Source organism: Gordonia pseudamarae (assembly GCF_025273675.1).
GTDB lineage: Bacteria > Actinomycetota > Actinomycetes > Mycobacteriales > Mycobacteriaceae > Gordonia > Gordonia pseudamarae.
The window spans coordinates 2,869,614-2,891,093 of the sequence record NZ_CP045809.1 but is presented as its reverse complement, the minus strand read 5'-3'; the positions used below and the strand labels follow the sequence as shown (position 1 = coordinate 2,891,093).

The window sequence follows — 21,480 nt, the reverse complement described above, 5'->3', positions numbered from 1 at the left end:
TCACCCCGGTTTGTGGGAACAGAAGATTGCGGTACCCGGAAAGTAGCTACCGCGCAACGGACTCCACTGTCCCCATGTTTCGGTGAATCCGTCGGGCCACTCGGGTTCGACGATGTCGTCCAGGATCAGTCCGGCGGCACCGATTTCCCGGACCCGGTCACCGATCGTGCGGTGGTGTTCCACATACGTGACGTGCCCGTCGTCGTCGGTCTCCCGGTACGGCGTCCGGCTGAAATAGGGGATCGACACGGTCAGCCCCGCCGGGCCGGGGTCGTCGGGAAACATCCACCGCATCGGATGGTTGATCGAGAACACCCAGCGGCCGCCCGGCCGGAGCACCCGTGCCACCTCGGCCATCACCCGTGCGGAGTCGGCGACGAACGGGATCGCGCCGAACGAGGAGAACGCGATGTCGAAGGAGTCGTTGGCGAACGGCAGCGCTTCGGCGGTCGCCTGGATCAGGGGAGTGGGTGAGTCGTCGCCGGCGATGGCCCGCAGCCCGTGCCGCAGCATCTCCCGCGACAGGTCGAGGCCGATCACGTGCGCACCGTGGGCGGTGAGCCAGCGCGCGCACGGCGCGGAGCCGCAGCCCACCTCCAGGACCGTCCTGCCCTCGACCGGGCCGAGCAGTCCCGCTTCGGCCTCGGTGAGGCCCTCCGGGCACCAGCGGAACTCGCCTCCGGGCCGGGCGGCGCCCAGAAACTCGCCGTGCTCGTCGTGGTAGTCGTCGGCGTCCTGATCCCACCACCGGCGGGAGGCCTGCTCGCTGACCGTCGAGTCGATGTCCTGGAGGGGGCCCGGCAGACGGGCCGGCGGGTCGGCCTGCGCGTCGGTTGCCGGGTGTTGCTGCTGGTGGGTGGGCTGATCGGGGTTCATGGCGACTATCAGTGTAGGAGTCCGTACCGGGCCGAGGCCCGGTGGCGCGGCGTATCGGCGATAGTCGCTGGTCGTGGCCGGTGGAGGGCGCATTTGCCCAGGACAATACGCCTGGAGTAGCCTTGATTGCGCGCGCGTACGTTTTTGCGCGTGGTTCGGAGCGTTCTCACCACCGGTCCGGTCGCATGACCGTCGGGGGCGTGGCGCCGCGAGCAACATCAGACATTTCAGTACCTACTACAACCCTGTCCGGAGCAACTCAACATATGTCGTCCCCCACGATTTCCTCGCCGCAAGTAGCCGTCAACGATATCGGCTCGGCCGAGGACTTCCTCGCCGCCATCGACTCCACGATCAAGTACTTCAACGATGGCGACATCGTGGAAGGCACCATCGTCAAGGTGGACCGTGACGAGGTTCTGCTCGACATCGGTTACAAGACCGAAGGCGTCATCCCGTCCCGCGAACTGTCGATCAAGCACGACGTCGATCCCTCCGAGGTCGTCAACGTCGGTGACGAGGTCGAGGCGCTGGTCCTCACCAAGGAGGACAAAGAAGGCCGCCTGATCCTGTCCAAGAAGCGCGCTCAGTACGAGCGGGCCTGGGGCACCATCGAAGAGCTCAAGGAGAAGGACGAGGCCGTCAAGGGCACCGTCATCGAGGTCGTCAAGGGCGGCCTGATCCTCGACATCGGTCTGCGTGGCTTCCTTCCCGCCTCGCTGGTGGAGATGCGTCGTGTCCGCGATCTGCAGCCGTACATCGGCAAGGAGATCGAGGCCAAGATCATCGAGCTCGACAAGAACCGCAACAACGTGGTCCTGTCGCGGCGCGCCTGGCTCGAGCAGACCCAGTCCGAGGTCCGCAGCGAGTTCCTGCATCAGCTGCAGAAGGGCCAGGTCCGCAAGGGCGTCGTGTCCTCGATCGTCAACTTCGGCGCGTTCGTCGATCTCGGCGGTGTCGACGGCCTGGTGCACGTCTCCGAACTGTCCTGGAAGCATATCGATCACCCGTCCGAGGTTGTCGCCGTGGGCGACGAGGTCACCGTCGAGGTTCTCGACGTCGATCTCGACCGCGAGCGTGTGTCGCTGTCGCTCAAGGCGACTCAGGAAGATCCGTGGCGTCAGTTCGCCCGTACCCATGCCATCGGCCAGATCGTGCCGGGCAAGGTCACCAAGCTCGTGCCGTTCGGTGCGTTCGTCCGCGTCGACGAGGGCATCGAGGGTCTGGTCCACATCTCCGAGCTGGCCGAGCGTCACGTCGAGGTGCCGGATCAGGTTGTCGCCGTCGGTGACGACGCCATGGTCAAGGTCATCGACATCGACCTGGAGCGTCGCCGGATCTCGCTGAGCCTCAAGCAGGCCAACGAGGACTACACCGAAGAGTTCGACCCGTCGAAGTACGGCATGGCCGACAGCTACGACGAGCAGGGCAACTACATCTTCCCCGAGGGCTTCGATCCCGAGACCAACGAATGGCTCGAAGGCTTCGAAACCCAGCAGAAGGAATGGGAAGCCCGCTACGCCGAGGCCGAGCGTCGTCACAAGATGCACACCACCCAGATGGAGAAGTTCGCCGCCGCTGCCGCCGAGGCCGCAGCCGCACCGTCGGACTACTCGTCGTCGTCCTCCGAGGGCAGCCGCGGCGGTTCGTCGTCGTCCTCGACCGGCGCATCGTCGGGTGGGTCGCTGGCCAGCGACGAGCAGCTTGCCGCTCTGCGCGAGAAGCTGTCCGGCAACGCCTGATAGGCTCCGCCACAACACCAACAGCGCCCCGGCTCCTCCGAGCCGGGGCGCTGTTGGTGTTGCCCGGGCCATCGTTGCCGGGGTGATCGCTGTGCGGGTGATCGTTGCCCGGGGTGATTGTCGATCAGGGCACGGGCACCGAGACGTCGTCGTGGACGACGTACCAGGCGCCGACGACGCGGCAGCCGGCCGCGGGCCGGTCCACGCGCGGCGGGTCGAGCCCGGCCGGGCGTGTCTCGCGGCCCCACAGCGGCTCCTGGCCGGGGCCGGGCCAGATCGCGGTGATCGTCGAACCCAGGGAGGCACCGTCGGCGTCGAAGCGTTCCACCCACGCCCACACGTTCCAGGCGGGTCCGTGCGGATTGCGGAACTCGACCGCATGATCGCCGTCGCACCCGGTGAGCCGGATGTTGGTCGGGGCCAGGACGGTTCCGCGATATCCGGAGTATCGCTTGAGCTTCTGCGTCCAATCCTCCGGGTCGCCGATGACCGGGGTGCACCGGGGATCTGTCGCGTCGTTGTGTTCGCGCACCAGGGTTTCGGTGTGCCGCTGCCGGTACCCGGCCCCGATCGGTCCGATGTGCCCGAGTCCGGAATCCGCGAACGGGCGGCCGGCACCGTCGGCGACGCGGACATGTCCGGAGAACTGGGCGGGCGTCGGGTACGGGTTGATCATGTCGACCACGAGTTCCACGGTGTGGGGGCCGGTTTGCTCGCACCGGACCACATCGACGAGCGGTCCGGACACCTTTACCGGGATGTCGCCGCGAGAGAGGTTCGACTCGTCGGCCCGGTCGTTGTCGCAGCCCCCGAGCAGCGCACTCGCACCCATCAGCAGGCACGCGCCGACCCGTGATGCCGCAGATGCCGGGGAGGCGGTGGTGCGGTGCGCTCGGCGCCCGGTCCGCGCGGGGACGGTCATCACCCCAACGTAACGCGATCGTCACGACAGGCATCGGGTGGCCGAATGACCGGCGTCACGACATATGTTCTGTTGACAATAATTTTCAGTAACGGGTTGAATGTCGTGCGTGTCCAATTTACGAACAATGACCTTCCGAAGTGCCACGCTGGCGGTTGCTCTGGTCTGCGGCCTGGCCGCCTGCGGTTCTGCTGACTCCGAGGACGGTGGGCCTTCGTCGTCGGCCAAGGCCAAGGCCACTGAACAGTCCGGTCCCACCCCGCGACTGGCGCTCAGTTATGACGGTGGCGTCCTGGTGCTCGACGCCGGGTCGCTGAAGCAGGTCGCCGATCTGCCGGTGGAGGGTTTTATCCGGCTCAACAGCGCAGGTAACGGCCGTAACGTCTTTATCTCCGAGGCGAGCGGGTTCGGGGTTGTCGACATGGGTACCTGGACCGATCAACACGGTGACCACGGACACTCCTACACCGCAGCCCCGGCAATCACGGACCTACGATTCGGTGGGGATGAGGCCGGACACGTGGTTCCGCATGACTCCAGAATTACCCTGTTCAGTGATGGCACCGGCGAGGTGAACGTGGTCGAGCCCGCCGAACTGCTCGAGGGTAAGGCGAAGTCGACCAGCTTCACGGTCCCCGAGCCACACCACGGGGTGGCCGTGTCGCGTGCGGACGGCAGTCTCGTCATCAGTGTCGGCAACGAGGACTCGCGCAGCGGCGTCGCCATCCTGGACAAGGATCGCAAGGAGATCGCGTCGAATGACCAGTGCCCGGGTATCCACGGTGAGGCAGCGGCCGCCGACGGCGTGCTGGTGTTCGGGTGTGAGGACGGGCTGCTCATCGTCACAGGCAACGACATCCGCAAGGTGAAGAGCCCCGACTCTTATGGGCGCATCGGCAATCAGGCCGGAAGCGAAGAGTCCCCGGTGGTTCTCGGTGACTACAAGACCGACAAGGACGCGGAGAAGGAGCGACCCAACCGGTTCACCTTGACCGACACCCGAACCGGTCAGTTGCGCGTGGTGCCGTTCTCGGCCAGCTACAGTTTCCGCGGACTTAAGCGCGGACCCGATGGCGAGGCACTGATTCTCGGTACCGATGGCGCGTTGCACGTCATCGACCCGTCGACCGGCCAGGTGTCGGCGACGATTCCGGTGATCGATGAGTGGCGCGAACCGGACAAGTGGCAGGATCCGATGCCGAATCTGTACGTCCTGGGTTCGACTGCCTACATTTCCGATCCGGCTGCCAAGACGATTCACGCGGTGGATCTCACCACACGCACGGTGGTCGCCGATGCCGACCTCCCGCAGCCCACAATCGAACTGACCGGCGTCACCGGCTGACTTCGTTCACGATACGCTCCGCCGCAGTGCGCGCATCCCGAGACAATCGGGGGCACTCACGGTTTCGGTGCTATCGGCATCTGCCAGACTGGACGATGTGATCAGAGTGGGATTGACCGGTGGGATCGGGGCAGGCAAGTCGACGGTGGCGGCCACTTTCGCCGAACGGGGTGGTTACCTCATCGATGCGGACAAGATCGCACGTGAGGTGGTCGCTGTGGGGTCGGACGGCCTCCGGCAACTCGTCGAGGCGTTCGGTGCGGACATCCTGGCCGCCGACGGTTCGCTCGACCGTCCCGCACTCGCGGCCAAGGCCTTCTCCGACGACGAACAGCGGCAGAAGCTGAACTCGATCACCCATCCGTTGATCGGTGCGCGTACCCAAGAACTACTCGATGCCGCGGGCGCCGATGCGATCGTGGTGCAGGACATCCCGCTGCTGGTGGAGAACCATTCGGCGCCGTTCTTCCACATCGTCGTCATCGTCGGCGCCGACGCGGAACTGAGGGTGCACAGGCTGACCACCTCGCGTGGACTCGACGAGCAGGACGCGCGGGCACGGATCGCGGCCCAGGCGACCGACGAACAGCGGCGTGCGGTGGCCGACGCCTGGCTGGACAACTCCAGCACCCCCGATCGGCTTGCCGAGGCGGCGGCGCGGCTGTGGGATGAGCGGCTGGTGCCGCTGGAGGCGGGCGTTCGTCTGGGCGTGCCGGCCACTCCCGTCGCCGCGCTGGTCTCCCAGGATCCGAACCCGGCATCCCTCGGGACACGGCTCACCAACCGGCTGTGGGCCTTGTGTGGCGCGAATGCTACGGCGGTGGAGGTGATATCGTCCGAGCCGGTCACGAGGTTGCGGGTGACGGCCCGCGCGGGGGCCGAGCCGGAATTGGAACAGGCACTCCCGCCGGGTGGATTCGTTGCGACGGCGCCCGGCGAGTACGCCTCGGCAGACCCGGGCCGCCCGGCCGTCGTCACGATCGGCGACTGACCTGCTGTCGGCGGGCGTGTGACGGTGGTTCACCCCGAACCCGCCGACGGACACCGCTGACCGAGAGCGCGTCCGCGCGTCCGCGATGACGCATCCGGAGCTGTTCGGTTCGCCGAAGGTTCGGCCGGAGAACGGGCGTGATTCGCTCAGATCGGCACCGCCGTCCGGGTCGTCCTCAGGCCCCACTGCGGATCGGCCAGGGTGCGGATGTTGCGGTCACGGCTGTGGTGTCACCGGGGCACGACAGCGCGGTGTACGAACTGTCCGGACCGGATCCGCTGTCCTTCGATGAGGCTGTGCGACTGGTCGGGGCGTGTCGGTCAGCTCCTGTCGAGCCAGGCCAGTGGCTCGCCGGCCTGGGCGTCGAGCCAGTCCTGGATCCGATGGCCGTGTTCGGCGGCACCCACCAGCGCCCTGGACGCGGCGAACACGGCTGCTTCGGCGTCCGCGACGGTCACCAGCCCCGCCGAGCAGGCGTCGAAGAGCTCGTCCACATCGATCAGCCGCAAGTGGTGCGGCGGAACGTCGATGAGGTCGAGATACCAGTCGACGGCGTGCCATCGACCGGCGGCGTCGGGTCCGTGGAACCGGCCGACGTCCAGATAGAGCCGCTGACCGGCGCGATACCCCTCGGTGAAGTGGAATATGTTGGCCCGCAGGCCGAGCGCGGGAAGCAGCCAGCTCTCCAGGTGGGAGAATCGGGTGTGGTCGGCGGTCCGTGACATATACAGCCCGTAGTCGGTTTCACGATATTCCAGCACCGGGCGCACAAACCCCTTGTTGTCGGTGTTGGTCATCGCCGGAACGTCGAAGATCTCGTACTTGGGTGGGTGTGGTGCGTCGGTCATGGCTGCGACAGTATCGGTAAGCATCTGATCGGGGAGTGTCCGAAGCGGCGGTGGTGTGCGCTCGGACGACCGGCCCCGTTGTGTTGGGTGGTCCGGTGAGATCTCATCGACCTATTGAGGAACGGAATCGTCCGTGTTCGGGTCTACGCTTGCCTCATGGCCTTTGCAGCAGAGCGTCCGGTGATCGCACATTCGGAGTTCCGGCCCGTCGGTGAGATCGAACGCATCGGCGGCGAGTTCGAGGTGGTCAGCCCGTACGACCCGTCCGGTGATCAGCCGCAGGCGATCGACGACCTCGAACGCCGACTGAAGGCGGGGGAGAAGGACATCGTGCTGCTCGGTGCCACGGGTACCGGGAAATCGGCCACCACGGCCTGGCTCATCGAGCGGGTGCAGCGGCCCACGCTGGTGATGGCGCCGAACAAGACCCTCGCCGCCCAGCTGGCCAATGAGTTGCGAGAGATGTTGCCGGGCAACGCTGTCGAGTATTTCGTCTCATACTACGACTACTATCAGCCCGAGGCGTACATTGCCCAGACCGACACCTACATCGAGAAGGACTCCTCGATCAACGACGATGTGGAGCGGTTGCGGCATTCGGCCACCTCCAACCTGCTCTCGCGCCGCGACGTGGTGGTGGTGGCGTCGGTGTCGTGCATCTACGGCCTCGGCACGCCGCAGTCCTATCTGGACCGCTCGGTCGAACTGGCGGTGGGTCAGGAGGTGGACCGTGACGCGCTGCTGCGCCTGCTGGTGGACGTGCAGTACACGCGCAACGACACGTCGTTCACCCGGGGCGGATTCCGGGTGCGCGGCGACACGGTCGAGATCATCCCGTCGTATGAGGAACTCGCGGTGCGGATCGAGTTCTTCGGCGACGAGGTGGAGTCGCTGTACTACCTGCATCCCTTGACCGGGGACGTTGTGCGCGAGGTGGATTCGCTGCGAATCTTTCCCGCCACCCACTATGTCGCGGGGCCGGAGCGGATGGAGAAGGCGATGGCCGGGATCGAGGCCGAACTTGAGGAGCGCCTCGCCGATCTGGAGGCCAAGGGCAAACTGCTGGAGGCGCAACGGCTGCGGATGCGCACCACCTATGACCTGGAGATGATGCGTCAGGTGGGGTTCTGCTCGGGTATCGAGAACTACTCGCGGCATATCGACGGTCGGCCGGCGGGCAGTGCCCCAGCGACGCTCATCGACTACTTTCCTGACGATTTTCTGCTGGTCATCGACGAATCGCATGTGACGGTGCCGCAGATCGGGGCAATGTACGAAGGCGATATGTCCCGTAAGCGCAATCTCGTGGAGTATGGTTTCCGGCTGCCGTCGGCTGTCGACAATCGGCCGCTTACCTGGGACGAGTTCGTCGATCGAATCGGGCAGACGGTGTACCTGTCGGCCACGCCGGGCGCGTACGAACTCGGGCAGGCGCAAGGGGAGTTCGTCGAGCAGGTGATCCGGCCGACGGGCCTGGTCGACCCGGAGGTCATCGTCAAGCCGACCAAGGGGCAGATCGACGATTTGCTGCACGAGATCCGGCTGCGCACCGAACGTGACGAACGAGTCCTGGTGACCACGCTCACCAAGAAGATGTCCGAGGATCTGACCGACTACCTGCTCGAACTGGGTATCCGGGTCCGCTACCTGCATTCGGAAGTCGACACATTGCGCCGTGTCGAACTGCTGCGTCAACTGCGTACCGGTGAGTACGACGTCCTGGTCGGCATCAACCTCCTGCGTGAGGGCCTGGATCTGCCGGAGGTTTCGCTGGTGGCGATCCTCGACGCCGACAAGGAAGGATTCCTGCGGAGCACCACCTCGCTGATCCAGACGATCGGCCGGGCCGCGCGCAACGTGTCCGGGCAGGTCCACATGTACGCCGACAAGATCACCGACTCGATGCGCCATGCGATCGACGAGACCGAACGTCGCCGCGAGAAGCAGATCGCCTACAACACGGCGCACGGGATCGACCCGCAACCCTTGCGCAAGAAGATCGCCGACATCCTCGACCAGGTATATCGGGAGGCCGACGACACGGTGGAGATCGGCGGATCCGGGCGCAACGCCAGCCGGGGCCGGCGCGCCCAGGGTGAGGTGTCCAAGGCCAAAGGCAGCTCCGGGGTGATCGAGAAGCGCGACACGTCGACGATGCCCCGGGCCGAACTGGCCGATCTGGTGGGTCAGCTCACCGAGCAGATGATGAGCGCGGCCCGTGACCTGCAGTTCGAGCTGGCCGGGCGGTTGCGCGATGAGATCGCCGATCTGAAGAAGGAACTGCGAGGCATGGACGCCGCCGGTATCCGGTGATCGGCCCGGCGGGCCCGGTGGGCCGATCCGGTCCGTGCGACACACACGACGCGCCGCTGTGCTGATCACCACGAATTGACGACAAAACTGTTGCGCACCCGCTAATGTCGCGGATCAAGGGGTTTTGCGGGGCCGTGTGCCCTCGTGTACCCGGTCGGCCCGTGGGCCGGCAGCTCGCTGACTGATGGAGGAATGGATGAGCGCATACCAAACGATCGTCGTAGGCACCGACGGTTCGGAGTCGTCTTTGAAGGCGGTGGAACGTGCGGGTGCTCTGGCCGGAAACGGCACGCTGGTGATCGCATGTGCCTACCTTCCCAACGACAAGGGCCCGGGTGAGGCGGCCGACATCCTCAAGGGTGACGCCTACCAGATCCAGGGTTCCACGCCCACCGAAGAGGTGCTGCGGACCGCCAAGGAACGCGCAGTCAAGGCCGGTGCCTCCGATGTGGTGCTGCGCCCGATCAAGGGTGCCCCGGTCGACGCGCTCCTGCAACTGGTCACCGACGTGTCGGCGGACCTGCTGGTGGTGGGCAACCGTGGCCTCAACTCGATCGCGGGACGCCTGCTGGGCTCCGTGCCGTCCGATGTCGCACGCAAGTCGGCATCGGACGTGCTGATCGTGCACACCACCTAGACACCAGATGTCCCGGCAGGTCGCATACCTGCCAGTTCTTCGGGCAGCGGCTCGTCGTGCACCACGACGAGCCGCTGTGTCGCGCGGGTGAGGGCCACATAGAGATCGCTGTGGCCACGCGGGGACTGCCGCAGGATCGCGGCCGGTTCCACCACCACCACATTGTCGAATTCGAGGCCCTTGCAGGCCAACACGGTCAGCACCCGCACCGAGTCCGGGTGTTGCCCGGTGAGCGCCTCGGCGATGGCGGCGCACTCGTCGTCGGGTGCGATGATCGCGGTGAGTCCCGGCCAGTCCGGGTCGATTGCCGCGACCGCCGCCGACAAGCTCCCGGCGGCGATCGCATAGGGCTCTATCCCGTTGCTGCGCAATGATGTCGGCGGCGAATGCTCCGGATTGATGTGGTGCAGCACGCGATTGGCGTACCGGGTGATCTCCGCGGGCGTCCGGTAGTTGACCGTGAGCTCCCGCAACTGCCAGCGTTTGGCCACATACGGTTCGAGTACGGCCTGCCACGATCGGGTACCGGCGAGGTCGCCGGTCTGCGCGGTGTCACCGATGATCGTCATCCACCGGTTGGGGATACGGCGCATCACCATGCGCCACGCCATCGCCGACAGTTCCTGCGCCTCGTCGACGATGACATGCCCGAACGCCCACTGCCGGTCGCCGACGGCACGTTCGGCGGTGGTCAGGTTACGGCGCCGCGTCTGACGTTCGGCGAGTTGTTCGGCGTCGATCAGGTCGTAGGCCATCAGAATCTCCGGATCGAGGTCGTCCTCCAGATCCTGGGGTGCCGAACCGGTGAGGATGTCGAGCGCCTCCTGTGCCTCGGCGAGCCGCCGCCGCCACTGGGCGCGCTGCTCGCGCTCGTCGTCCTCGGTGCCGAAGCCGATCAGCTCGGCGATCTCGTCGAGCAAGGGGACGTCGGCGGGGGACAGGTCGGCCCCCTCCGGTAGCGGCGCCGTGGTCCGGTGCAGTGCCCGGCGGTCGTCGTCGGACCAGCCGGGTGTCGCCCGGCGGATCGCGGCCGGGTCGGCATACAGGTCGCGCAACACATCCAGCGGTGTCAGCGTCGGCCAGAATCGCAGTAGTTCCCGGCGGATGTCGGGGTCCTGGGCCATCTCGTCCCGGATGTCGGCGATGTCGCCGGGGCTCAGCAACTGTGAGCCGTCGAGCAGGCTCGCGCCGATGGTGCGGGCATGGGCCTGGGCCAGGCCGTCGAGTCCGGCCCGCAGGAAGATGCGCTGTCCCTGGTTGTGTGCCTTGCGCGAGCCGCGCGCCTTGGCGCGGGCCTCCTTCACCAGATCGGAGGTGATGCGCACCTGGTAGGTGTCGAAGGTGACCGGCACCGGCCTGGTGGGCAGGGACTGGTAGCCGCGCACCGCCCGCTTGATCACATCGACCATGCGCGGATCGCCCTTGACCGCCATCGTCTCGCGACTGTCACCGGCGCCGGCGCGCACACCGGGGAACAGGTCGCCGACCGTCGAGAGCAGCACCCCGGACTCGCCCAGCGACGGCAGCACCTGGCCGATGTAGTTGAGGAAGTCGTCGTTGGGGCCGACGATCAGGATTCCGCTGCGCGAGAGGGTGTCGCGGTGCGTGTACAGCAGGTAGGCGGCGCGGTGCAATGCGACCGCCGTCTTGCCCGTGCCGGGCCCGCCCTGGATGACGGTCACCCCGCGGTGGGTCGACCGGATGATGATGTCCTGTTCGCGCTGGATGGTTTCGACGATGTCGGTCATCTCGCCGGTGCGTGCCGCGTTCAGGGCGGCCACCAGCGCCGACTCGTTGACCACGTCGCCGTGCGCGGTGACGGTGTCGGTGGCGCGCTCACCGGTCAGGTATTCGTCGTTGATCGCGCGCACCATGCGATTGCGCGTACGGATGTGGCGGCGCAGCTCCACCGACTCCGGGGCCGCGGGGGTGGCGAGATAGAACGGACGCGACAGCGGGGCCCGCCAGTCGAGCAGCAGCGTGCTGTCGGCGGCATCGTCGTCGAGGATGCCGATCCGGCCGATCCGGCGGATTTCGCCGTCGTCCAGGTCGAGCCGACCGAAATACAGATTGTGCTCGGCGGCATCGAACTTGGTCAGATCGTCGGTGTAGAGGCGCTCGTACGACTCGCGTTCGGACAGTGCCTGCGGGTTGTCCTCGGTCTCCCGCAGCGCCTCCGACAACCGCCGACGCGTGTTGGCGCGCATACGGTCCAGTCGTGCGTAGGTGAGGTCCAGATGTGCCTGTTCCTCACCGACCGGGTCGTCGGCTCCCACACGTGCGGCGGCGCCGGATGCTTCGCGATGGGTCGGCCCTGCGTCGGGGGCCGTCCGTGATTGTTCGAGTGTCACCGGTCGTTCGAGTGTCACTGTCGATCTGAACCGCTCGTGGCCACGGCCTCGGCGCCGGCCGCACGGGCCTTGCGCCACAGTCGCCGTCCGTCCTGGGCCTTGTCCGCCGCTGCCTCGGCGACCGTCGTGGCGAGCCCGCGTGCGGCCTGCGTCACCTCCGGAGCCCGATCGCGGGCGGCCTGAGCGACCTCGGGAGCCCGTTCGCGGGCCTTGGCCGCCACGTCCGCGGCATCGGAGACAAGTCCGCGCGCGGCCCGGGCGATCTGGGGTGCGTGGTCGCGTGCCTTGGCCGCGACGTCGGCTCCGCGCTCTTCGAGGGCGTGCACGGCGTCGTGGACGAGCACGGAGGTGTCGGCCGACCGGTCGGCCACCGTCTCGACGCCCGCGGCGGTCTTCGCGCGCAGGGAGTCCCAGGCGGAGACCGTGCCGCTCGCGCCCACCGGGAGGGCCGCGACCACCGTTTCGGCGGTGCGGCGTCCGCGCCAGGCGAGCGAGGGCTTGCCCTCGGTGTCGGCGGCGGCGATCAGCAGACCACCGAGCAGGCTCACGTTTTTGACGAACTGGGTGCGCTGTTGCGCCTTGAGCGCCGGATCGGTCTCGTTCCAGAAAGCGTGGCCGGCGACGGTGGTGGGGACCAGCGAGCCCGCCAGGATCGCTGCGGCCGGACGGGGAAATCTGCCGCTCGCGAACAACAGGCCGGCGGCGATCTGTACGGCGCCGTTGATCCGGATGAGGGTTTCGGCGTCGGTCGGCACCTTGGCGGTCATCGCGCCGGGCAGGGCCTGGACGGATCCGTCGATGAACCCTTGCGCCACGGCGGCCTTGCCCGCGGGATTGCGGAGGGCGTCGACACCTCCGGCGACGAATATGGATGCGAGCATCGGCCGAGCGATACGGCGGAGAATCATGCGATCACGACCTTCGTTGGGTGAACTTCGTGTGTCACATCCGTGCCCGGTTGCCGGACGCGGATTCGATCCACTTTACCCGCGTTCGGGCGCGCGCCACCGGGACGATGGTCGTGATCGGCCCACCGGGCGCTCACCAACCGCGACTGCGCCACTCGTCCAGGTGCGGTCGTTCGGCGCCCAGGGTGGTGTCCTTTCCGTGGCCCGGATAGACCACGGTGCTGTCGGCGTAACGGTCGAAGACCTTGGTCGAGACGTCGCCCAGAAGGATCTCGAAATCACCGTCCTTCCAGGTCTTCCCGACCCCGCCGGGGAACAGGCAGTCACCGGTGAACAGGTGCACGGTGTCGCCGTCGGTCAGGGCCAGCGCGATGGAACCGGGGGTGTGCCCGACCAGATGGATCGCGTCGAAGGTGAGATCACCCACGATGATCCGGTCACCGTCGTCGACCAGCCTGTCCGGTACGACCGGCAGTTCGGCGGCGTCGAGGCGACCTGCCGCAGTCGGCACCCGCAACGCGGCGGTGACCTCGGCCAACGCCTGCCAGTGGTCGAAATGGTGATGTGTGGTGAACAGGAGCGTCGGATGCCCATCGGTGGCGGCGACGGTCGCCAGGATCCGGTCGGCGTCGTTGGCGGCGTCGATGATGAGCTGATCGCCGGTGGCCCTGCTGGTGACCAGGTACACGTTGTTGTCCATCGGACCGACGGACAGTTTCACGATCGTCGCCGAACCCAGTGTGCGACGTTGCGGTTCGGGCGATCCGGACAGGTCGCCGGTGTAGGTGTCGGAGATGCTGGCGGGCTGCGAGGTCATGCCGAAAGGTTATCGCGCGGCACACCCCGGCAGGCGGGGTACAGTGGAGAGCCGATCGCACGTCTGTTCGCCTGATGAGTTGAGGAAGTGCCAGTGGTAGACCGGCTGATCGTTCGCGGGGCGCGCGAGCACAACTTGCGCGGAATCGACGTGGACCTGCCACGCGACAGTCTGATCGTCTTCACCGGATTGTCCGGTTCGGGGAAATCGTCGCTGGCCTTCGACACGATCTTCGCCGAAGGACAGCGCCGCTATGTCGAATCGCTGTCGGCGTACGCGCGGCAGTTCCTCGGGCAGATGGACAAACCCGACGTCGACTTCATCGAGGGGCTTTCGCCCGCGGTGTCGATCGACCAGAAGTCCACCAACCGCAATCCGCGCTCCACCGTCGGCACCATCACCGAGGTGTACGACTATCTGCGTCTGCTGTACGCGCGGGCGGGCCGGGCGCACTGTCCCGAGTGCGGCGAACCGATCGCCAAACAGACGCCGCAGCAGATCGTCGACCAGGTGCTGGACATGGGTGAGGGCACCCGTTTCCAGGTGCTCGCGCCGGTGGTGCGCACCCGCAAGGGCGAGTTCGTCGACCTGTTCGCCGAACTCCAGACCCAGGGCTTTTCGCGTGCGCGCGTCGACGGGGTGGTACATCAGCTCACCAGTCCACCCACGCTGAAGAAGCAGGAGAAGCACGACATCGAGGTGGTCGTCGACCGCCTCGTGGTCAAGTCGTCGGCCAAGCAGCGGCTCACCGACTCGGTGGAGACCGCGCTGCGCCTGGCCGACGGGATCGTGGTCCTGGACTTCGTCGACCGTGAGGACGACGACCCGGAGCGCGAGCGGCGGTTCTCCGAGCGGATGGCCTGCCCCAACGGGCACCCCATCGCGATCGACGATCTTGAGCCGCGGTCATTCTCGTTCAACTCGCCCTACGGCGCGTGCCCGGACTGCGACGGCCTGGGTGTGCGCAAGGAGATCGACGAGGATCTGGTGGTGCCCGACCCGGACCTGACGTTGAGTGAGGGCGCGATCGCGCCGTGGTCGAGCGGACACAACGCCGACTACTTCCTGCGGCTGCTGTCCGGACTCGCCGTCGAGATGGGTTTCGACGTCGACACCCCGTGGAAGAAGCTGCCGGTCAAGGCGCGCCGGGCCATCCTGAGCGGCAGCGACCACCAGGTGCACGTCAAGTTCCGCAATCGCTACGGCCGCACCCGCTCGTACTACACCGAATTCGAGGGGGTGATGTCGTTCCTGAGTCGCCGGATGGATCAGACCGAGTCCGAGCAGATGAAGGAACGCTACGAGGGGTACATGCGGGACGTGCCGTGCCCGGCCTGTTCCGGTGCCCGGCTGCGGCCCGAGATCCTGTCGGTGACCCTCGACCATCCGACGCTGGGTGAGAAGTCGATCGCCGACGTGTGCGCACTGTCGGTGGCCGATTGTGCCGACTATCTCGACAGTCTCGCCCTCGACGAGCGGCAGCGGGCCATCGCCGGACGTGTCCTCAAGGAGGTGCAGGCGCGCATCCGGTTCCTGCTCGACGTCGGCCTCGAATACCTGTCGCTGGCACGTGCCGCGGGTTCGCTGTCCGGTGGCGAGGCCCAGCGCATCCGGCTGGCCACGCAGATCGGTTCAGGCCTGGCCGGTGTGCTGTACGTGCTCGACGAGCCGTCCATCGGGCTGCATCAGCGCGACAATCGCCGGCTCATCGAAACCCTCACGCGTCTACGCGATCTGGGCAACACACTGATCGTCGTCGAACACGACGAGGACACCATCCGCGCCGCCGACTGGATCGTCGACATCGGCCCGCTGGCCGGCGAGCACGGCGGTCAGGTGGTCCATTCGGGCAGCTACAAGGATCTGCTGAAGAACCGCGCATCGCTGACCGGGGCATATCTGTCGGGTCGCGACACACTGCCGGTGCCCGAGATCCGGCGGCCGCGCGACCGCAAGAAGCAACTCACCGTGGTCGGTGCCCGTGAACACAACCTGCGCGGCATCGAGGTGTCCTTTCCGCTGGGGGTGCTGACCGCGGTCACCGGGGTTTCCGGGTCCGGTAAGTCGACCCTGGTCAACGACATCCTGGCGACGGTGCTGGCCAACAAGCTCAACGGTGCCCGGCAGGTGCCCGGCCGGCACACCCGTGTGAAGGGGCTCGAGCACCTCGACAAACTGGTGCAGGTCGACCAGTCGCCGATCGGCCGCACCCCGCGGTCCAACCCGGCCACCTACACCGGGGTGTTCGATAAGATCCGAACCCTGTTCGCCGCCACCACCGAGGCCAAGGTGCGTGGCTATCAGCCGGGCCGCTTCTCGTTCAACGTCAAGGGCGGCCGGTGCGAGGCGTGTGCCGGCGAGGGCACCATCAAGATCGAGATGAACTTCCTGCCCGATGTGTACGTGCCGTGCGAGGTGTGTCACGGCGCCCGGTACAACCGCGAAACCCTCGAGGTGCACTACAAGGGCAAGACGATCTCCGAGGTGCTCGACATGCCCATCGAGGAGGCTGCCGAGTTCTTCGAACCGGTCACCTCCATCCACCGGTACCTGCGCACGCTGGTCGACGTCGGTCTGGGTTATGTGCGACTCGGGCAGCCGGCGCCCACCCTGTCCGGTGGTGAGGCGCAGCGCGTGAAGCTGGCCGCCGAACTGCAGAAGCGATCCACCGGCCGCACCGTGTACATCCTCGACGAACCGACCACCGGACTGCATTTCGAGGACATCAAGAAGCTCCTCACAGTGATCAACGGTCTTGTCGACAAGGGGAATTCGGTGATCGTCATCGAACACAACCTCGATGTCATCAAGACCGCCGACTGGATCATCGACATGGGGCCCGAAGGTGGTGTCGGCGGTGGCACGGTGGTCGCCGAAGGCGAACCCGAGGACATCGCCGGTGTCTCCGAAAGCTACACCGGCAAGTTCCTCGCCGAGATCCTGAAGGTGCCGGCCGTCGGCGCCGGCCGCTGAGTGGATCGTCGACGGTGGTCAGCGCGCGTTCGCGCCGGTGCGGCGCAGGAGGACGACCCCGTCCTTGACCGATGCGGTCTGGTGGCCGTCGGGGCCGGTGGCCTCGCGGGTGCGGACCTGCTGCGTCACCACCTCCCACCCGTGCTCCTCGAGGGCCAGCTCGGCGAGTTCCTGGGCGGGTGTCAGCAGATGCCGGATCCGGTCGCCGAATGCGGTGTCGTCGTTCTCGGCGCCGTGGTGGTGGCCCGCCCACGGCGGGATGTCGCCGGGGTTCTCGAAGACATGGGAGATGATCAGCATGTGGCCGCCGGGACGAATCCGGTCGGCGGCCCGGCGCAGGATCCGGGTGCGCGGCAGCGCGACGGCGGAATGGAAGAAGGTGGCCGTCACCAGATCGAAGGTGTCGTCGGTGGTCCAGGTGGTCAGATCGTCGGTGACCCAGGTGATCCTGTCGCCGACACCCTTCTCCGCGGCGCCGGCCGCGGCCCGGGTCGTCGCACTCGCGGAGATGTCGACCGCGGTGACCCGCCAACCGTGTTCGGCCAGCCACACCGCGTCGCCGCCCTCACCGCACCCGAGTTCCAGCACGTCGCCGCGTGAACCGTCCGGCAACGCGGACACGACCTCTGTCATCGTCGGGTTGGCCCGGCCCGACCAGCGGCGTTCACGCTCGGCGTACTGATTTTCCCAGTGGTCGGCGGCGGACTCCTCCGGTTCGGCCCCGCCCGCGACGGCGAGATCGAAGTCCTCTGTGACCAGCGCCATGTTGACCGCGCCGCCGGTCATCGCCCCGGCCCCGATGCTGATGGGGACGTTGGCAAACGGGCTGACGACATTGCCGATCGCCCAGATCCGTGGGTGGCTGGTCTGCCCGGTGGCGTCCACGTCGATAAAGCTGCCCACCGGGTTGCCGGCACGCCTGAGACCGAGATCGTCGAGGAACCCGTCGTGTGGACATGGTCGGGGGGAGACGAACATCGCGTCCAGCTCGAGCAGGCGACCGTCGGCCAGGCGCACGCCCGTCAGTCCGTCGCCGTCGCCGACGACCTCGGTGACCGGCACATCGATCAGTTCGACGCCCCGGGACCGTAGCCGTGCCTGTGCTTGCGGTTCGATCGCACCCAGTGCGGCCGTGAGGAAGACCACATGATGACTCCACTGCCGGATCAGTTCAGCCTGGTGCAGCGACATCGGTGAGGTGCCGAGTACGGCCAGCCGCCGGTCGCGGACCTCCCAGCCGTGACAGTACGGGCAGTGCAGGACCCGGGTTCCCCACTGGGCATCGATTCCGGGGATGTCGGGCAGTCTGTCGGTGAGGCCGGTGGCCACGATCAGTGCCCGGGTGGTCGGTGTGTCGCCGTCGGCCAGGGAGACGCGCAGGCCCAGGTCGTCGTCGACGACCCCGGTCACCGACCCGTCGCGGACGGTCACGTCGCAGTCGCTCACCTCATCCCTGCCCCGGCGTATCAACTCGGCGGGGTCGGTCCCTTCCTGTCCGAGGACCCCGTGCATGTGTGCCGCGAAGCGGTTGCGGTGACTGCCCGCGTCGACCACCAGCACGCGCCGGCGGGCACGTCCCAGCAGGAGAGCCGCGGAGAGCCCGGCGACCCCGCCGCCGACGATGATGACATCCCAATGTTTGCTCATGGGACCAGTCCACCCGGCAGTATGGAACAATTGCAAACGTATTTGCTGAATTGGCAAAGGAGTGCCGGATGTCGGTAGACGTCAAGCAGATCGGGGCCCGGCTGCGTGTGCTGCGGCGTGGCCGGGGATGGACGCTGGAGGAACTCGCGGCGAAGGCGGAGATGTCGACCAGCACGCTGTCGCGGCTGGAGTCGGGCAAGCGGCAGGCCGGCCTCGAGCTGTTGGTACCGCTGACCCGGGAGCTCGGCATCAGTCTCGATGACCTGGTCACACCGGTTGTCCGCGACCCACGGATCCGCCGGCCGGTGATCCACCGGGACGGCCTGGTCATCGCGCCGCTCGCGCCGGAGGGAGCACCGGTCGGGACGTACAAGATCACCTACCCACCCGTTCGCGACGCGCCCGAGCCGCGGGTGCACGACGGCTACGAATGGCTCTACGTCCTGTCCGGCAGGCTTCGTCTGCTGCTGGGCGACCAGGACCTGATCCTCACCAGGGGGGAGGCGGCCGAGTTCGACACCCGCGTTCCGCACAGTATGTCCGCCGCGGGTGGCAGGCCCGCGCAGGTGTTGAGCATCTTCAACAACGACGGGGTGCGGATGCATACGCACACCGCGCCCGGCCAACAAGCGTGAGCCTCGATGTCGTTTCCGGTGCGGATCGTTCCGCAGGAGTTGCCCGGCAGATGTGCCTGACGTGACGGCGATCGGTGGGACGCTCCCACGACGCATCCCCACCGATCGCCGGTATCGCGGTGGCTACGGGCGCCAGGACCCGGCCTGGCCGTGCACCGCATGATTCATCCGGTTCCACGAATTAATCTGTGCGACAGCGATGATCAGGCCGGCGAGCTGCCCCTCGGAGAACTCGGCCGCCGCCCGGTCCCATAGCTCGTCGCCGAGCGCCTCCGGGTGCCCGGGCAACAGGGTCAGTTCCTCGGTGATCTCCAGTGCGATCCGTTCGGCGCCGGAGTAGTACGGCGCGTGCCGCCACACACCGACGGCGAACAGCTTCTCCTCGCTCGCGCCGAACCTGCGGGCAAGTCGCCAGTGGCCGTCGACGCACACACTGCAGTAGTTGAGCCGGCTCGCGTGCAGATGGACGAGTTCGAGGAGTTCGGGGGACAGGCCGGTGGCCTCGACGGCCTTGCCGATCGCTTGCATGGCGTCGGCGACGCCCGGTAGGACGTAGGCGGGGGCGGTCATACGGGGTGCGGACATCTCGGGTTTCCTTCGGATCGTGTGCGGGGCTGTCACACCTGGTTCGGTCGCCCCGTCATATCTGTGACGGATGACCGCGTGCAGTTGTGACACGAAGGAATGGGAGATCGATGGAGCCGGCAGTTTTCGAGAACGCGCGCCCCCGGCTGGTGGCGCTGGCAACCAGGATGCTGGGGTCCGGTGACGACGCGCTCGACGCCGTTCAGGAGGCGTGGCTGAAGGCGGCGCGCGCCGATTCGGCGGACATCGACAACGTCGAGGCCTGGCTGAGCACCGTGACCTCGCGGGTGTGTCTGGACATGCTGCGGGCCCGGCGTGTCGTGACCGACGTGGCCGAGGTGGAGGTGGCCGCGGCGGGTCCGGGGCCCGAGGAGCTGGCCGCGCTCGCCGACAGTGTGGGGGCCGCCCTGAGTGCCGTCCTCGATGAGCTGGGGACCGCCGAGCGGGTGGCCTTCGTCCTGCACGATGTGTTCGCGGTGCCATTCGGGGAGATCGCCTCGGTGATCGGCAGGTCGCCTGCCTCGACGCGGCAGCTCGCGAGCAGGGCGCGGCGCCGGCTGGCCGGACACGGGGACCCGACCGGAGTCGTCTCCGCCGACCGGGGGCCGGCGGTGAGGGCGTTCATCGCGGCCTCACGTGACGGAGACTTCGATGCCCTCGTCGAGTTGCTCGACCCGGACGCGATCTTTCGCACCCACTCCGACGAGGCCGATCCGGCGGTGATCGTCGGCGGTACCGCGATCGCCGAGGCGTTCCGCGGGCGCGCCGTCACCGCCTACGCGGCGCTGCTCGACGGTGTCGTGGGTATCGCGGTGCCGATCGGCGGTCCGGTGCTGCTGGTCACCGAATTCACCTTCGGTGCGGGCGGCCACATCGCGGCGATCGACACCACCCTGCGCCGAGCGGAACTGGAGGTGATGGACATCCGCGCGCTCGGGGACTGAACCGGGTCAGGCTCCGCCCATGGACCTGCGGATCTCGTCGAGTTTCTTCTTCGCGGCCTCGTTGCGTCTGCGCAACGCGTCGTCGGCCTGGTGTCCTTCCGCGGACGCCTCGGCGAGTACCTCCGAACCGATGGCGGTGGCGACGCGTTTCTCGATCTTGTCGCGGACGAAGTCGAACGAGGGCACCCCGGCCTCCGAGTAGTCGGGGTCGGGCAGTGTCGGCGCGGCGCCCGCGTAGGGGGATACCGGGGCCGGGGATGCCGGGGAGGTGACCGGCGGTTGCTCGACGACCTCGGCGTCGACGATCCCGGGATCGGTGCCGCCGGGCGATTCAGGTGTGCTCACACCGACCAGCGTACGTGCGCCGCGAACGGCCGCGGGGCTATCCGCGAACCGGTCCGGTGTACTTCTCTCCCGGGCCGTCGCCGGGGGCGTCGGGGTAGGCGCTCTTCTCGCGGAAGGCGAGCTGCAAGCCCTTGAGTCCGTCGCGGACGGGGGCCGCGTGCAGGCCGAGATCGGCCTTGGCGGCATCGACCAGACCGGCGAGCGCGGTGATCAGCTTGCGGGCCTCGTCGAGGTCGACGGTGTCGTCGGCGGCGCCCTCGGCCAGGCCGAGCTTTTCCGCGGCGGCGCTCATCAGCATGACGATGGACTTGGTGATGACCTCGATGGATGGAATATCGGCGAGGTCGCGGACGTTGTCACGATCGGTCTGCTGCCGTTCGTCTCCGGCGCCGATGACGTCGCCGTCGGGTGTATCCCCAGGTGACGAATAGGAGTTTGAGGTCATGGCTGCTAGACTCCCACAGTACGACCGCCCCGGTTCTTGCCGGGGTCGCAAGTGGAGTTCCGCTCCCACCGTCACGACACGGCGATTCTCGCCGAAGTTGTACGGTCCGGTTCCCAGCCGAACCTCGTCGCATCGCAGTCGATGCACGGGTTCGGG

At 67.3% G+C, this 21,480-nt stretch carries 18 protein-coding genes; 8 read left to right on the top strand and 10 right to left on the bottom strand.

Translation table 11 applies throughout. The features are described from left to right. Window positions 1-876 carry a class I SAM-dependent methyltransferase gene (locus GII31_RS12755; protein WP_213243567.1) on the bottom strand — a complete coding sequence of 292 codons (876 nt, stop codon included), beginning with the start codon at window positions 874-876 and terminating at the stop codon, window positions 1-3. Between the two features lie 266 nt (window positions 877-1,142). Here GII31_RS12755 and rpsA point away from each other — a divergent pair, with 266 nt between their 5' ends. Continuing rightward, window positions 1,143-2,618, top strand: coding sequence for a 30S ribosomal protein S1 (gene rpsA, locus GII31_RS12750; RefSeq protein WP_213243565.1), 1,476 nt, complete (start codon window positions 1,143-1,145; stop codon window positions 2,616-2,618). Window positions 2,619-2,742: 124 nt separating this feature from the next. On the opposite strand, the gene GII31_RS12745 is transcribed toward rpsA, so the two are convergent. After that, complete coding sequence (locus GII31_RS12745) at window positions 2,743-3,540, bottom strand: hypothetical protein (RefSeq protein WP_260839968.1); 798 nt, start codon at window positions 3,538-3,540, stop codon at window positions 2,743-2,745. A gap of 127 nt (window positions 3,541-3,667) precedes the next feature. On the opposite strand from GII31_RS12745, the gene aztD reads away from it, so the two are divergent. Both aztD and coaE read left to right on the top strand, forming a co-directional pair. After that, the gene (aztD, locus tag GII31_RS12740) at window positions 3,668-4,885 is read left to right on the top strand and encodes a zinc metallochaperone AztD (protein ID WP_246221854.1); all 1,218 of its coding nucleotides are present in this window, start codon (window positions 3,668-3,670) and stop codon (window positions 4,883-4,885) included. Window positions 4,886-4,982: 97 nt separating this feature from the next. Further along, complete coding sequence (gene coaE / locus GII31_RS12735; protein WP_213243561.1) at window positions 4,983-5,876, top strand: dephospho-CoA kinase; 894 nt, start codon at window positions 4,983-4,985, stop codon at window positions 5,874-5,876. A gap of 320 nt (window positions 5,877-6,196) precedes the next feature. Here coaE and GII31_RS12730 read toward each other — a convergent pair whose 3' ends face one another. Then, window positions 6,197-6,724 carry a DUF402 domain-containing protein gene (locus GII31_RS12730; protein ID WP_213243559.1) on the bottom strand — a complete coding sequence of 176 codons (528 nt, stop codon included), beginning with the start codon at window positions 6,722-6,724 and terminating at the stop codon, window positions 6,197-6,199. 156 nt (window positions 6,725-6,880) lie between these two features. Between GII31_RS12730 and uvrB the strand changes: the two genes are divergently transcribed. Together uvrB and GII31_RS12720 are read left to right on the top strand one after the other, a co-directional pair. Beyond that, a complete protein-coding gene (uvrB, locus tag GII31_RS12725; RefSeq protein ID WP_213243550.1) occupies window positions 6,881-9,037 on the top strand; it encodes an excinuclease ABC subunit UvrB in 2,157 nt (718 codons plus the stop codon). 196 nt (window positions 9,038-9,233) lie between these two features. Continuing rightward, window positions 9,234-9,674 (top strand): universal stress protein, encoded by a 441-nt coding sequence (locus tag GII31_RS12720; protein ID WP_260839967.1) that lies wholly within the window; start codon window positions 9,234-9,236, stop codon window positions 9,672-9,674. Here the strand turns inward: GII31_RS12720 and GII31_RS12715 are convergent. The 3 genes from GII31_RS12715 to GII31_RS12705 all read right to left on the bottom strand — a co-directional run bounded on the left by GII31_RS12715 (window position 9,671) and on the right by GII31_RS12705 (window position 13,750). Continuing rightward, window positions 9,671-11,950 (bottom strand): HelD family protein, encoded by a 2,280-nt coding sequence (locus GII31_RS12715; protein ID WP_213250309.1) that lies wholly within the window; start codon window positions 11,948-11,950, stop codon window positions 9,671-9,673. The genes GII31_RS12720 and GII31_RS12715 overlap by 4 nt on opposite strands. Window positions 11,951-12,039: 89 nt before the next feature. Beyond that, on the bottom strand, window positions 12,040-12,906 hold the full coding sequence (locus GII31_RS12710) for a DoxX family protein (RefSeq protein ID WP_322973021.1): 867 nt from the start codon (window positions 12,904-12,906) through the stop codon (window positions 12,040-12,042). Window positions 12,907-13,066: 160 nt separating this feature from the next. After that, window positions 13,067-13,750, bottom strand: coding sequence for an MBL fold metallo-hydrolase (locus tag GII31_RS12705; RefSeq protein WP_213243544.1), 684 nt, complete (start codon window positions 13,748-13,750; stop codon window positions 13,067-13,069). 93 nt (window positions 13,751-13,843) lie between these two features. On the opposite strand from GII31_RS12705, the gene uvrA reads away from it, so the two are divergent. Continuing rightward, window positions 13,844-16,723: an excinuclease ABC subunit UvrA gene (gene uvrA / locus GII31_RS12700; RefSeq protein WP_213250305.1), complete on the top strand. Its 2,880-nt coding sequence runs from the start codon at window positions 13,844-13,846 to the stop codon at window positions 16,721-16,723. Window positions 16,724-16,741: 18 nt separating this feature from the next. Here the strand turns inward: uvrA and GII31_RS12695 are convergent, their stop codons facing one another. Continuing rightward, window positions 16,742-18,370 (bottom strand): SAM-dependent methyltransferase, encoded by a 1,629-nt coding sequence (locus GII31_RS12695; RefSeq protein WP_213243542.1) that lies wholly within the window; start codon window positions 18,368-18,370, stop codon window positions 16,742-16,744. A gap of 68 nt (window positions 18,371-18,438) precedes the next feature. Here GII31_RS12695 and GII31_RS12690 point away from each other — a divergent pair, with 68 nt between their 5' ends. Continuing rightward, window positions 18,439-19,005 carry a helix-turn-helix domain-containing protein gene (locus tag GII31_RS12690; protein ID WP_213243540.1) on the top strand — a complete coding sequence of 189 codons (567 nt, stop codon included), beginning with the start codon at window positions 18,439-18,441 and terminating at the stop codon, window positions 19,003-19,005. 123 nt (window positions 19,006-19,128) lie between these two features. Here the strand turns inward: GII31_RS12690 and GII31_RS12685 are convergent, their stop codons facing one another. Then, on the bottom strand, window positions 19,129-19,590 hold the full coding sequence (locus tag GII31_RS12685; RefSeq protein ID WP_213243538.1) for a carboxymuconolactone decarboxylase family protein: 462 nt from the start codon (window positions 19,588-19,590) through the stop codon (window positions 19,129-19,131). A gap of 110 nt (window positions 19,591-19,700) precedes the next feature. On the opposite strand from GII31_RS12685, the gene GII31_RS12680 reads away from it, so the two are divergent. Then, a complete protein-coding gene (locus GII31_RS12680; protein WP_213243536.1) occupies window positions 19,701-20,534 on the top strand; it encodes a sigma-70 family RNA polymerase sigma factor in 834 nt (277 codons plus the stop codon). 6 nt (window positions 20,535-20,540) lie between these two features. Here the strand turns inward: GII31_RS12680 and GII31_RS12675 are convergent, their stop codons facing one another. Then, on the bottom strand, window positions 20,541-20,879 hold the full coding sequence (locus GII31_RS12675) for a PspA domain-containing protein (protein ID WP_213243534.1): 339 nt from the start codon (window positions 20,877-20,879) through the stop codon (window positions 20,541-20,543). A 37-nt stretch (window positions 20,880-20,916) separates the two neighbouring features. Then, window positions 20,917-21,324 (bottom strand): DUF1844 domain-containing protein, encoded by a 408-nt coding sequence (locus tag GII31_RS12670; RefSeq protein WP_213243532.1) that lies wholly within the window; start codon window positions 21,322-21,324, stop codon window positions 20,917-20,919. Window positions 21,325-21,480 lie beyond the last annotated feature (156 nt).